The 13400-nt window shown below is 69.1% G+C and carries 7 protein-coding genes, 1 tRNA gene and 1 pseudogene; 4 read left to right on the forward strand and 5 right to left on the reverse strand.

Going from position 1 to position 13400, the window contains the following annotated elements:
- Positions 1 to 73 precede the first annotated feature (73 nt).
- Together RF701_RS12565 and RF701_RS12570 are read right to left on the reverse strand one after the other, a co-directional pair.
- Positions 74 to 4666, reverse strand: coding sequence for an NAD-glutamate dehydrogenase domain-containing protein (locus RF701_RS12565; protein WP_308815139.1), 4593 nt, complete (start codon positions 4664 to 4666; stop codon positions 74 to 76).
- Positions 4667 to 4781: 115 nt separating this feature from the next.
- Positions 4782 to 6164, reverse strand: a complete 1383-nt coding sequence (locus RF701_RS12570) for a hypothetical protein (RefSeq protein ID WP_308815140.1) — start codon at positions 6162 to 6164, stop codon at positions 4782 to 4784.
- Positions 6165 to 6366: 202 nt separating this feature from the next.
- On the opposite strand from RF701_RS12570, the gene RF701_RS12575 reads away from it, so the two are divergent.
- Positions 6367 to 6442, forward strand: a tRNA-Thr gene (locus RF701_RS12575).
- Positions 6443 to 6755: 313 nt separating this feature from the next.
- Here RF701_RS12575 and RF701_RS12580 read toward each other — a convergent pair.
- From RF701_RS12580 to RF701_RS17665, 3 genes and pseudogenes are all read right to left on the reverse strand, one after another.
- Entirely contained in the window at positions 6756 to 7472 is a 717-nt protein-coding gene (locus tag RF701_RS12580) for a Crp/Fnr family transcriptional regulator (protein WP_308815141.1), read from the reverse strand.
- Positions 7473 to 7584: 112 nt separating this feature from the next.
- Positions 7585 to 8652, reverse strand: coding sequence for a LuxR C-terminal-related transcriptional regulator (locus tag RF701_RS12585; protein ID WP_308815142.1), 1068 nt, complete (start codon positions 8650 to 8652; stop codon positions 7585 to 7587).
- Between the two features lie 125 nt (positions 8653 to 8777).
- Positions 8778 to 9767, reverse strand: a pseudogene (locus RF701_RS17665) (PAS domain-containing protein); the annotation flags it as partial.
- A gap of 219 nt (positions 9768 to 9986) precedes the next feature.
- Between RF701_RS17665 and RF701_RS12595 the strand changes: the two are divergent.
- From RF701_RS12595 to RF701_RS12605, 3 genes are all read left to right on the forward strand, one after another.
- Positions 9987 to 11162 (forward strand): zinc-dependent alcohol dehydrogenase, encoded by a 1176-nt coding sequence (locus RF701_RS12595; protein WP_308815144.1) that lies wholly within the window; start codon positions 9987 to 9989, stop codon positions 11160 to 11162.
- Between the two features lie 88 nt (positions 11163 to 11250).
- The gene (locus RF701_RS12600) at positions 11251 to 11763 is read left to right on the forward strand and encodes a hypothetical protein (RefSeq protein ID WP_308815145.1); all 513 of its coding nucleotides are present in this window, start codon (positions 11251 to 11253) and stop codon (positions 11761 to 11763) included.
- 416 nt (positions 11764 to 12179) lie between these two features.
- Positions 12180 to 13277, forward strand: a complete 1098-nt coding sequence (locus RF701_RS12605) for a potassium channel family protein (RefSeq protein ID WP_308815146.1) — start codon at positions 12180 to 12182, stop codon at positions 13275 to 13277.
- Positions 13278 to 13400 lie beyond the last annotated feature (123 nt).

The raw sequence follows: 13400 nt of genomic DNA on the forward strand, positions 1-13400 counted from the left end.
CCCCGGCCCCTCCCCTGAGGGGGAGGGGAGCAGCGGTGGCGACGGCCCGCGGTGGGCCCGGTGCTACGCGCTTCTACCGCCCCAGCAGCACCCGCGCCTGGCCCGCGATCTGCGCCAGCATGGCCGCGCTGGGTTGCGCGGCATGGCGGGCGCGATCGATCACCGCCTTGAACTGGCCGACGCGCGCCGCATTGGCGGCAAGCCAGTCGTCGGCGGCCTGCCGCGGCGCCTTGCCGCCCCGCGCGAGGAACTCCAGCCGCAACTGCTGGAAATCCCGCGCAAGACCGGCGAGCAGCAGCCGCTCCCACGGATCGCTCGACACGATTCGCGCGGCCACGCCCTGCGCCCAGTCGAGGCCGAGCGCCTGACCCAGATGCGTGAAGGCGCGGGTCAGCTCGACCTCGTCGATCCCCTGCCGTTCGCCCAGCGAGGCGAGGCCGATGACGCCGTCCATCTCGAACAGTCGCACGACGCGCCGCGCCAGATCGGCCGGCGCGCCCGCCGCTTCCAGCTCCGCCGCGATGCGCGCGCTCTGCGCGCTCGCCTCCTCGAGCAGCAGCGAGGCGGTCTGCGCCTCAAGCTGCGCGACGCGCTTGCCGACCCGGTCGAGCACCGCCTGCGGCGGCGTGCCCGGTGCGACCGCGCGCAGCAGGTCGGCGATGTGCGATCGCGTCGCCACCGCGACCTCGTTGAACAGCGCGATGCGGGCGCCCTCGGCGACCGGGGCGGCCTCGATCTCCGCCCAGAGCGCATCGAGCCCGAACAGCCGCTCCGCGACGACGAACATCGCCGCGATATCGGCGATGCTGGCGCCTTCCTCCTCGGCCAGCTCGAACGGATAGAGCACGCCCAGCCGGTTGACGATGCGGTTGGCGAGCTTGGTCGCGACGATCTGGCCGCGCAGGCGATGCTCGTCGATCGCCTTGGCGAAGCGGGTGCGCATCGCGGGCGGGAAAGCGGCGTGCAGATCAGGCGCAAGCTCGGGCGCCATCGCCAGCGGCGCATGCTCGATCCCGTCCTGCAGCGCGAGCTTGGCCGTGGCGAGCAGCACGGCGAGTTCGGGCCGGGTCAGGCCATGGCCTTCGAGGCCGCGGCGCAGCAGATCGTCGTTTCCGGCCAGCCCCTCGACGGCGCGGTCGAGACGGCCCGCACCCTCGAAGATCTCGATGAGCCTGACATAGCTGGGGATCGCCGCGGCGCCGTCCGCCTCCGCGATCGACAGCGCCAGCGTCTGCAGGCGATTGTCCTCCAGCACGATATGCGCGACGTCGTCGGTCATGCTCGCGAGCAGCGCGTTGCGATCCTCGAAGCCCAGCCGGCCCTCGATCATCTCGCGGTTCAACGCGATCTTGATGTTGACCTCGTTGTCTGAGCAGTCGACGCCTGCCGAATTGTCGATGAAGTCGGTGTTGATCCGGCCGCCACGCTGGCTGAACGCGATCCGCGCCGCCTGCGTCACGCCCAGGTTCGCACCCTCGCCGACGGCGATGACGCGCAGGTCCTCGGCATTGACGCGCAATCGATCGTTGGCGGGATCGCCGACCGCGGCGTTGTTCTCCGCCGCCGCCTTCACATAGGTGCCGATGCCGCCGAACCAGAGCAGGTCGGCGGGCGCCTTCAGGATCGCGGAGATCAGGCTGGCCGGGTCCATCTCGCTTTGCGTCAGGCCGAGCGCGGCGCGCGCCTCGTCGGACAGCTTGATGCTCTTCTCGCTGCGCGCCCAGACGCCGCCGCCCTTGCTGATCAGCGTGGCGTCATAGTCCGCCCAGCTCGACCGCGGCAGCGCGAACATGCGTGCCCGCTCGTTCCAGCTCGTCGCCGGATCGGGATCGGGATCGATGAAGATGTGACGGTGGTCGAAGGCGGCGACCAGCTTGATCGCTTTCGACAGCAGCATGCCGTTGCCGAACACGTCGCCCGACATGTCGCCGCAGCCGACGACGCGGATGCTCTCCGACTGCACATCCAGCCCGCGTTCCGTGAAATGGCGCTGGACGGAAACCCAGGCGCCCTTCGCGGTGATGCCCATCGCCTTGTGGTCGTAGCCGACGCTGCCGCCGCTGGCGAAGGCGTCGCCCAGCCAGAAGTCGCGCTCCAGCGCCAGTGCGTTGGCGACGTCGCTGAACGTCGCGGTGCCCTTGTCCGCCGCGACGACGAAATAGGGATCCTCGCCGTCGAGGATGCGCACGTCCTCGGGATGCACGACCTTGCCCTCGACGATGTTGTCGGTGATCGACAGCAGCGAGCGGATGAAGATGCGGTAGCTTTCGGTCCCTTCCGCCAGCCAGGCATCGCGGTCGACGGCGGGGGAGGGGAGCTGCTTGGGATAGAAGCCGCCCTTCGCGCCGGTCGGCACGATCACCGCGTTCTTGACCCTCTGCGCCTTCATCAGGCCGAGGATCTCGGTGCGGAAGTCGTCGCGCCGGTCCGACCAGCGCAGGCCGCCGCGCGCGACCGGTCCGGCGCGCAAGTGGATGCCCTCTACGCGGGGGCTGTATACCCAGATCTCGCGCCACGGCACGGGCGCGGGCAGGCCGGGGATCAGGTGGCTGTCCAGCTTGAACGCCAGCGCCTCGGCCGCCGCCGGGGCAAAGGCGTTGGTGCGCAGCGTCGCGGCGATCAGATGCCGATAGGCGCGCAGGATGCGGTCGTCGTCGATCGCGGAGACGGCATCCAGCCCGCGCTCGATCGCCTCATCGGCGGCATGCGGATCGCCCGTACCCGCGGGATCATGGGTGGCGGCGAAGCGCGCGATCAGCGCATTGGCGACCTTCGGCGCGCGGCGCAGGGCGTCGACTACCGTGGTGAGGCCGTAGGTCAGGCCCGCCTGGCGCAGGTAGCGAAACCAGGCGCGCAGCAGCACGACCGCCTGCGGGCTGAGGCCGACGTCGACGATCAGGCGGTTGAACGCGTCATTTTCCGCGCGCCCCTCCAGCACCGCGGCGATCGCGCCCTCCAGCATCGTGGCGTCGCACGACAGCGGACCGCTCGCCTCGACAAGGAATTCGTGGATCGACGAATGCGCATCGTCACCGAGCGCGGTCGGCACCTCCTCGATCACGCGGAAGCCGAAATTCTCCAGCACCGGCACCGCGTCCGACAGCGCGAGAGCGCCGCCCTGGCGATAGATGTTGAGCCTCGTCGCGCTATCGCGGGTGGCGAGGCGCACCGCGCGGCTGCCCGCCGCCTCCAGCCCGGCAAGCCGCTCGATATCGGCGGCAGCCTCCTCGGCGGAATGGCTGTTGCGATAGCCCTGGGGAAAGGCGTTGGCATGACGCAGCGCGAGGCGTGCGGCGCGCGCCGGTCCGACGTCGGCGACCAGCGCGGCCTCGACCGCGGGTACCCAGCCGCGCACCATCCGCTCCAGCCGGTCGGCGAGCGGCGCGGTGTCGGGCATGCGGCCGGCGCCGCGCAGGTCGATCGTGTAGCGCAGCAGCGCGACGACGCCATCGTCCAGGCTGATCGACCAGTTGAGGATCGAACCGTTCGCCGCCTCCGCCAGCATCTGGCCGATCGCGACGCGGCGCGCCGTGGTGAGGTCGTCGCGCGGCAGCCAGGCGAAGGCGAACAGATGCCGGCCGAGCGCGGAGCGGACCAGCACCAGCGCCGGCCGCGGCCGATCCGCCAGGCTCATCGCGGTCAACACCACGTCCTCCAGCGCGGCGGCGTCGAAGGCGATGACCAGATCGTGCGGCAGCGCGGTGAGCGCGTGCGTCAGCGCCTTGCCCGCATGCCCCTTCGGATCGAAGCCGAACTTGGCCTTGAGCGCGGACAGGCGCGCGCGCAGCATCGGTACGTCGCGCGGCGCCGCCTGCAGCGCGGCGCTGGTCCACAGACCGGCGTGGATCGACAGGCCGGTGATCGCGCCATTCTCGACGATCGGCACCACGACCAGGTCGAGCGGTACGGCGCGATGCACCGTGCTGATCAGGCTGGACTTGAGGAGCAGCGGCGCATCGTTGCCCTGTTCGAACCAGTCGAAGGCGAGCGCGCGGCTCGCCTCGGCAAGGACGGGCACGTCGTGCGGATGGCGGGCGATGCCCAGCGCTTCGCCCGCGCTGCCGTCCCGATTCCAGTTCTGGTGGCCAAGCAGCGTGAAATGCCCGTCGAGGAACCATTGCAGCAGCTGCGCGCCCTCGCCCTGCGGCAAAGCGGCCTCGTCGCGTGCCATCGCGCGCTGCAGCGCGGGCCAGTCCGCCACCGCGGCGCGGACGTCGGCCAGGACCGCGGTCAGATCGTCGACCAGCCCGCGCCGGTCGCGCGCGTCGGCCCGTTCCATCTCGATGTAGATCATCGATTCGGGAATGCCGGCGCCGCCGATGTCGATCAGCGATCCGTCGGTGTCGCGGCTGACGCGGACGACCGGATGGATGACGCGGTCGATGTCGAGATCCTGCGCGCCAATCGCCGCCGCGATCGAATCGACCAGGAACGGCATGTCGTCGTTGACGATCGCCAGCCGCATCCGGCGGCGCGTGTCGTCGGACGCGATCGGCTCCAGCGCGATGGCGGCGGTGCCCGCGGGGCGGGTGGCGGCGGTCTGCGCGACGAAGGTGGCCGCGGCGGCGCGCTCGGCGTCTCCGAAGCCCTTCAACTCTCCCGGCAGCGCGCCCTTGGTCAGCCTGGCGGCAAGCGCCGCGGCCATGCTCTTGTCTTGGTCGGCCATGGGCGCGCCTATGCGCCCGTCGGCGGTCAACCTCAAGACTTGCCGCAGTGCAATAATTTCGCGGATCGGAAAGGAACTATCCGCGGGATGTGGCTTTATTGCTTGTTGGCTCGCATCACGCGGCCGCCTTCTTGAGTGCGGACGCGACGAGCGCCTTGTTGTCGACCCGCTTGATCACCTCGACCGAATCGCCGCCGGCCGCCCGGGCGAGCAGCAGCACGAACTCCTCGGTACCCGCGCCGATCGCGAGCTTGCCCAGCACCGGCAGCGCGCGCAGTTCCGCGGCAGCCCGATCGAACACATCGGGCGACTTGGCGGGGCGGCGTGCCGCCCGCTCGGCGGCGACGATGGCCTTGATGCCGCCCTCTGTCGCGTCGAGCATGGCGGAGAGGCCCCCGGCCGGCACGGCAAGGCGGCGGGCATGGCCGAGCACGGCGGCATATTCGGCGATGCGCGTCTTGTCGTAATCGGTGCCGAAGACGAGCTTGACGATCGGCGTCATCGGTGCGCGCGGCTGCGCCTTCAGCCCGGCGGCGGCGAGCAGCGCGGCCAGGCCCTCGGCGTCCGAATCGGCGGCGAGCGCGAAGTCATGGGCACGGCCGAGCGCGCGATACAGCGCGGCGCGGCCGCGCGTGTCGGCGGCGCGTACCGCTGCGGCGCTTTCGCGTGCCATCATCAGGCGGTCGCCGAGCGTGCCGGTGAGCGGCGGCTCCTCGATGGGGAAGGCCGGAAGCGCGCCGACCTCGAGCTCGGCGGCGTGGCTCGGTCCGTCCGCCCAGATCGCGGCATCGGCGGCAGGCTTGGGCGCGGCGCGGATCGCGGCGACCAGCTCCGCGTCGAGCGTCGCCTGGGTCGCGTCGTCGACCATCTCCTTCCAGTTGATCACGCCATAGATGAAGTCGATCGCCTCGCCGTCGGACGAGAAGGGCATCAGGATGCCGCGGTAGAGGGTCGTGCGGCCGCGCGTGCCGACGAACTCCGCCTCGAACCCGATCGGCGCGCGGTTCGCGATGATCTGCAGATAATGGTCGGTCAGCCGCGACAGCAGCGAGCGGCCGGGCACGTCGGCGATCCGCGTGATGCTGCTTTCCAGCCCGCATTCCTCGCGCAGCGTGCGGCCGAGATAGGCGATCGACGGATCCTCGAGCCCGGCCGTGAAGTCGAGCAGCACGCTGTGCGGGCCAAAGTCGACGATATTCGCCGGATCGAGTTCGTCGATCGGCGGATAGGGGCGCCCTTTCAGCAGGGACACCCAGTGATTGTAGGCGCGTACATGCATACGCCGTTCGTCGCCGCCGATGTCGAAGCCGGAATCGGTCACGCCGCCTTCGTCGACATCCGTGCCGCCGTCGTCGAGGCCGTCGTCGATACCGTCCGGGTCGGTGTCCTCACCCGGATCGGTACCGGTGGCTCCCGCCGCCGACGGCAAAGACGCGGCGAAACGCGCGCCTTCTTCCTCGCCATCGGTACGCTGCTGGTCGAATCCGCCCGTATCCATTCCCCAAGACCCTCTTGACGCCGGGGCAATAAAAAACCCCTCGTGACACAGGCTTGTGCACCCCGTTTGGTAAACGGGGCGTAAAGGCGCGGGCGTAATGCGCGCTCGTCCTTCCGCGTCGGCCGATGCGAGCGGCCGCTTGTCAGGCCGCCACGACCCTGCTAATCGCCCGCCTCACCCGAGCGGCCCACGCGCCGCCCGTGCCGCTTTAGCTCAGTTGGTAGAGCATCGCATTCGTAATGCGGGGGTCACAGGTTCGAGTCCTGTAAGCGGCACCACTCCCGATCAAGCGAGGGCACCGCCACGGGCTGGTGGGTCGGCCACCTCCGGTTATGGTACGGCACTCGATCGCCGAGCCTAAATCCGTCACGCCGTGGCGGTGGACGCTGATAGATTCGCTGGAGATCTGCAGATGGCGGTCGCGCTGAAAACCGGCTGTCTTGATCGTGGCAACCCGCTGTCCGCTATCCGCGGTCGGAACGGCTAAGACTCGACATCGTGTGCCGGCGTCGCGCGTTCGCTGAACGCCGCCGGGGCGCGTCGCTGCGCCATCGGACGCGCGTCCTGGCGGTCCCGAACCGGCTGGCGTCTTCAGGCGTATTCCAGTTGCGCCAGATCGAAGATCTCGATGCGCCGCCTGCTCATCGCCATCACACCCTCTTCGTACAATCGCCGCAGGGTGCGATTGACGTGAACGGGCGTGAGGCCGAGGGAATCCCCCAGCTGTTCCTGGGTCAACGGGCATTCGAAACATCCATCCTCGGCAAGGCCGACGGCGGCCAGTCGGGCGTAGGTCTCCGCCATGAATTGCGCGAGGCGCGCGCGGGCGTCGCGGCGGCCGATGGTCACGAGCCGCGTGTGCAGACGGCGAACCTCTTCGCGCCGCGCCATATGAAGGCCCTGTTCCATCACGGTCCGCGCCGGTGGCGACAGCGCGTCGAGATCCAGCATCGCGATCCTGGCGGCGCCGCACGCGACGAGAACCGAGGCGGGATCGCCACCAGACGTGAAGCGGGTCGAGAGATCGCCGGGGACGAGGATTTCGGTGATCTGGCAGGCGCCGTCGTGTAGATAGGCTGCCCGCAAGAGCCAGCCGTCGACGAGGACCCGCAGGTGCGAGCGCCCCGCGGGCTCGATGACGGCCTGGCGATGTGGCGTCGAATGGACGTCGGTTATGGCGTGCGGAAGCTCATCCGCCAGCGATTCGTCGGCGGGGACGAGGGCGCCAAGCCGTCGCAGCAGGAGATCGCGCGCGGCGCCCGCGTCGGGATAGGACGCCGCGCCATAGCGGCGATATGGCCGACGCATGTCCCGCACGCAATCGCCAGCTTCCCTCGTCTGAGCGTCGAACATAAGGCTCTGCCATGCTGTGTGCGGCATCTATGGTCGCCGGCCGGCCGGTCCGTCACCCGGTGGTGTCCTAGGTAGTCCTACGCAATCTGGGACTATGGCCGGCTGGCGCAATTCCGGCCGCGAGGGCGACCTGCACGAGTTCGGTCAGGGTGCCGGACCCCAATTTGGCCATCACCTGCGCACGATGCAGTTCGACCGTTCGCGGACTGATGCCGAGCACCTGCGCGATGGTCTTGTTGGTACCACCTTCCACCAGTCCGACGAGCACCTCGCGCTCGCGCGGCGTCAGTCGCGCCACCTGCGCGCCGGCGCTGTCTTCGCGCGCGGTGGGCCGCAGGGTCGCGCGGCAGTCGGGCAGGGCGGCGGCAAGCCGCTCGATGAGCTCGCGCTCGTTGCCGACCGCGAGATAGTCGATCGCTCCGGCCTTCATCGCGCCGACGACATGGGTCACCGCGGCATCGCCGCGATCGAGCGCGATGGCGGGAAGCGCGATCGATCGCGCCTTGAGCTCGCGCAACACCGACAGGCCGTCATCGCGCCGCTTGCGCAGGTCGACCAGCACGCAACCCGATGCCAGGACCGGTGCGATGTCGAGGAACGCCAGCGCGCTGTCGAAGATGCGGACGTGATAGTCCATGCCCCGGACCAGTTCGGCGAGCCGCCGCGCGGTCGTCGCGGTGCTGCTGACGACATAGACGTGCCGGCCATCGTCCTGGGTCAGATCTTCGGCGATGCCGCCGATCCGCGTGATGGATCCGTGGTCGTCGCGGATCGGAAAGCTGATATCCCGCAACCAGCGGATGCCGCCATCCTTCGGGCGGACGACGCGATACTCATATTGCGCCACCTCGCCCGCCTTGACGGTAGCAAGCGCCCGCGCGACGCTCGCGCGATCCTCGGGATGGACGTCCTCCATCCAGCGGTCGATCGCGACGGGCGCGGCTTCACATGGCTCGCCCCAGATGCGCTCGAAAGCGGCACTGCGATAGATGATCGTGTCCTTCTCTGGATCGGCGATCCAGAGCAGATTGCTGCTATGCTCCGCGAAACTGCGGAACTGCGCCTCGCTGGCGCGGACGGCGGCCTCGTTGCGGCGCTGTTCGGACACGTCGATCGCGGCACCGATGAAGGCCACTGCCCGCCCGTTTTCGAACGACGTCCGGCCGGATGTGGCGATATGCCGGACGATGCGGTCCTCTCACGTCCGATCACCCTGTATTCGATGGCATAGCGACCGTCGCCGGCCGGATCGGCGCAGGCGGCGATCGCCTCGCGGACGCGCGCGCGGTCGTCGGGATGGATACCCGCTTCGAAGACGGTCTGGTCGACCGGCGCGTCCGGCGGCAGTCCCCACATCGCCCGCACCCGCTCGTCCCAGTCCAGGGTGTTCGCAGCCGGATCCCAGGCATAGATGCCCAGGCCGACCAGGTCGGTTGCGGCGCGCAGCCTTGCGGCCGTACGCCGGATCTCCTCCTCGATCGCGCGGCGCTCGCTGGTGTCTCGCGATACGCCGACCACCAGTTCGACGGTCCCGTCGCCAGCGAGCACCGGGCCCCAGAGATATGCGAAATAGGCAGCGTGCCCCGTCGGACTTTCGTAGAAAACCTCGTCCTCGATCGTCGCCCCTTTGGCGAAGATGCGATCGATGTGATCGTTCAGGTGCCGGGCAAGCGCCGCCGGATAATCCAATGCGGCGAAGGTCTTGCCGCGCATCTCGCCTGCAGACAGGCCGAACAGGGCCAGCATGGCGGGATTGGCGTAGACGAAGCGCCGCTGCCGATCGAACGCATAGACGTAATCGGGAATCGACGACAGCGTCGCCTCGAGGAACCGTGTCTGGCTGGCGAGCTCGGCGCCGGCCGCCGCGATCCGCTCGGTGGCGCGCTTCAGGTCGTCGACCTCCTGCATCACGACGATCGCTCCGCGCGTCTGCGATTCCTCTCGCCTTAGCGGGACGGCGCTCACCCGCATCCAACGCGCGTGCGCATCCTCGGCGGTGTACAGGAAGTCCGTGCCCGGCATCGCCTGCTCGCCACGCAGCGCCTTCGCCCCGGGATAATCCTCCGGCGCGATCGGGCTGCCATCGGCGGCATAGGCGCGCCAGCGTCTCGCGCTTTGGGGATCCCCAGAGGGCAGGTGAGCGACCCCCATATAGTCGCGCAGGCACTGGTTCGACTGGACGAGATTTCCCGCGGGGTCATAGACGCCGACGCCGAGGGGCAGGTTCTCCAGCACCGATGCGAGGAGCATCCGCTCACCGCCAGACCCGGCTTCGGCCTCAGGACCGGGAGGAGACGCTGCGGCGCCGGCGGTGCGACGATCGTCCTGCTTCACGGCTGACGGGACGCGGTCGGTTTGCCGCCACGACGGCAAAGCCTTGCGGGTTCGGGAAGTTCCCTAGGTATCGCCCGCATGTCGGACGGACGGGGGAAGCGCATAGCACGGCGCCACCCAACCGAGGAGACCGGTATGAAGGCCCTAGTCTGGCACGGCAAGGAGGACATCCGATACGACACGGTGTCCGACCCTGCGATCGAGCACCCCCGCGACGCCATAATAAAGGTTACCAGTTGCGCGATATGTGGCTCGGATCTCCATCTTTTTCATAATCTTGTACCCGCGATGCTGCCCGGCGACATCATGGGTCACGAGACCATGGGAGAGGTCGTCGAGGTCGGCAGCGACGCCAAGGGCAGCCTGAAGAAAGGCGATCGCGTCGTCATTCCCTTCACCATCCAGTGCGGCGAATGCGACCAGTGCCGCCGCGGCAACTTTTCCGTCTGCGAGCGGACAAACCGCAAGAAGGCGCTGGGCGACAAGGCGTTCGGCCATGCCACCGCCGGCCTGTTCGGCTATACCCACCTGACCGGTGGCTATCCCGGCGGCCAGGCGGAATATCTGCGGGTGCCCTTCGCCGACACCACGCACATCAAGGTGCCCGGCGGGATCGACGACGAGAAGTTGCTCTTCCTATCCGACATCCTGCCCACGGGGTGGCAGGCCGCCGTACAGGCGGACATCCAGCCCAGCGACACGGTCGCGGTCTGGGGCTGCGGACCGGTCGGGCAAATGACTATTCGCTCGGCGATCCTGCTCGGCGCCGAACAGGTGATCGCGATCGATCATCTGCCCGAGCGGCTGTCGATGGCCGCCGCCGCGGGCGCGATCACGATCGACTTCATGCAGGAGAGTGTCGTCGATCGCCTCAACGCGCTCACGGACGGCAAGGGGCCGCACAAGTGCATCGACGCCGTCGGCACCGAGAGCCACGTCGATTTCGGCCAGCCCGACACCGTGCTCGACCGCGCCAAGCAGATGCTGATGGCGGAGAACGACCGTCCGCATGTGCTGCGCGAGATGATCTACGTCTGCCGGCCGGGGGGCGTGATCTCGATCATCGGCGTCTATCTGGGCCTCGTCGACAAGATCCCGATGGGACAGGCGATGAACAAGGGGCTGACCTTCCGCATGGCGCAGGCGCATGTGCCCCGGTGGACCGGCGACCTGCTGCGCAGGATCGAGGACGGCCAGATCGACCCTTCGTTCGTGATCACGCACAAGGTCGATCTTTCCAAGGGGCCCGAGATGTACGCCACCTTCCGCGACAAGGCGGACGGGTGCGTCAAGGTCATGCTGCAACCGTGACAAGGAGGCGATGATGCCACTCACCAACGTTACCGGGGTCGCTCGATCTGAAGGCGACCCGCGCGTCCAGCGCAAGGGACCAAGCTCGTTGACCGGCCCCGACCGATTAGCACGCGCGCTCGGCTGGTTCTCGGTCGGCCTGGGCCTTGCCGAACTGGCGGCGCCCGGACGTCTCGCGCGCGCCCTGGGGCTCGACGACAAGGAAGGGCTGATCCGCGCCTATGGCGCGCGCGAACTGGCGAGCGCGGTACCGACGCTGTCGATCGACAAGCCGATCGGCCTCGCCGCCCGCATCGGCGGCGATGCGCTCGATCTCGCCACGCTGGCGCCGGCCCTCCATCGCGACAATCCGAAACGGCACAATGCCGCCATCGCGGCGGCGCTGGTCGCCGGCATCACCCTGCTCGACATCGCGGCGTTCAAGGGGGTGAAGGCGGCGCACCGGCGCGACGGCGGGGCAGCCCGGGATTATTCGGATCGCTCGGGCCTGCCGCGCGGTGCGGCGGCCTCGCGCGGGCTTGCGCGCAAGGATTTCGACATACCGCCCGACTATCGCGCGGAGGGCACCGTCGCGGACGCGATACCCGCGCTGCCGTCCTAAGGTCTGATCCACGCGCGTGGGAGTGGTGCCGGCCCTCATCCCATCCGGGATACGCCCTGTGCGCGGTCGGGTGGGGGTGAGGGCCGGCACCGCCCCCATCCACTCTCACTCAATCGCCCACCAGCGCATGGCGCAGCGTCTCGCCCGATCGGCTGTCGTTTCCCCTGCGCGGCGGCCGTGACGGTGGGACCACCGACATCGTTTTCGCGCGCGCAGCAGAAGGGACGGTCATGCCCCCGACGAAACCGCGGTCCATGTGCCCCGCCCGCGCTGGCCGGAAGGGGGCGACGAACCGATGGCTGCCGCACCGGCGGCGCGCCGCGCGTCGCGGTACGAGGGCGCGACCGTCCATTCGACGCGCCGGCGCGAGGACGGCGGCGGCGCGCGCAATCTTCCTATCCTGAGGGTGCCGAACCATGCGCTGGACCATCGTCGAACAACTGAGCGGGGCGGCCCTGATGCTTCTTTTCCTCGCCGACATCTTTCTGACCATCCTCTACGCGCGCGCCGGCACGGGGGTGTTGGCGCCACGCTGGAACCGGTGCGTCTGGGCCTTGGTCAAGGCCGTGGCGGATCGGGCCGTCGGGCGCCGCGGCGCGATCCTGTCGCTCGCGGGGCCGTTGATCGTCGTCACGCTGATCGGTTTCTGGGCCTTGGGGCTGACGCTCGGCGCCGCGCTGATCATCCAGCCCGAACTGGGGCGCGCCATCCGGCCCTCGAGCGGAGGCGCGTCCACCGATTTCGTCACCGCATTGCTGGTTGCGGGCAACAGCCTGTCGATCGTCGGCGGGGGCGATTACGTACCGCATGGTGCCGGCGCGCGGCTCCTCTTCCTCTTCGACTCCTTGGTCGGCGCGTCGGTATTGTCGCTGGTGCTGAGCTATCTCGTCCAGGTCTATTCGGCGCTTCGGGAGCGCAACGCGCTCGCGCTGACGGTCGACCTCATGACCGGTGGCACGGGCGATGCCAGCTGGATGCTCGCGCGGCTGATGCCCGGCGGCGACACGGGCAATGTGGTCGGCGAGCTCGGCAACCTGGCCCGCACGCTCGCCCAGGTGAAGGAAGCCCATCACTTCTACCCGCTGCTCTATTATTTTCGCTTCCACGAGCCTTTGTATGCGGTGTCCCGCACCAGTTTCGTCCTGCTCGATCTTGCGGCGCTGATCGAACATGCGCTCGATCCCCGTCGATATGAACCTGTCGTCCAGTCCGCCGCGGTCGCGGCGCTGCACCGGGGCGCACGGCTCCTGCTCGACACCCTCCACAGCCGGTTTCCGACGGTGTCCAGCCCCCAGCCAGATGACGCGGAGATGTGGCGGGATCGCCAAAGCTACGCGGCGGCGGTCGAAGTCCTGGCGGCGCACGGCATCGCGACGGCACGCGACGGCGCAAATGGCTATGGTGCCGCCCGCCAGGAATGGCGGCCGATGATCCGCCGCGTCGCGCCGGTGCTCGGCTACGCCATAGACGAGATCGACACGCGGGAGGCGACCGTAGGGGTGCCGGGCCGCTGACGCCCGGGATGGCGCCCCAGATCCGGCCGTCCCCGCCCTCGCGGCTGACAGGATTGGACGTGCGGGCATCTCGTAAAGCAAGGTGCGGCGAAGCGATTTTGCCGGGTGCATCCGGCGGGGGTC

The sequence above is a fragment of the Sphingomonas sp. GV3 genome, from assembly GCF_031082075.1.
In the GTDB taxonomy this organism is placed as follows: domain Bacteria; phylum Pseudomonadota; class Alphaproteobacteria; order Sphingomonadales; family Sphingomonadaceae; genus Sphingomonas; species Sphingomonas beigongshangi.

Bases quoted from the DNA above. Each gene is read 5' to 3' on its own strand.
- RF701_RS12565 (WP_308815139.1), bottom strand. From the start codon at position 4,666: ATGGCCGACCAAGACAAGAGCATGGCCGCGGCGCTTGCCGCCAGGCTG.
- RF701_RS12570 (WP_308815140.1), bottom strand. From the start codon at position 6,164: ATGGATACGGGCGGATTCGACCAGCAGCGTACCGATGGCGAGGAAGAA.
- RF701_RS12580 (WP_308815141.1), bottom strand. From the start codon at position 7,472: ATGCGTCGGCCATATCGCCGCTATGGCGCGGCGTCCTATCCCGACGCG.
- RF701_RS12595 (WP_308815144.1), top strand. From the start codon at position 9,987: ATGAAGGCCCTAGTCTGGCACGGCAAGGAGGACATCCGATACGACACG.
- RF701_RS12605 (WP_308815146.1), top strand. From the start codon at position 12,180: ATGCGCTGGACCATCGTCGAACAACTGAGCGGGGCGGCCCTGATGCTT.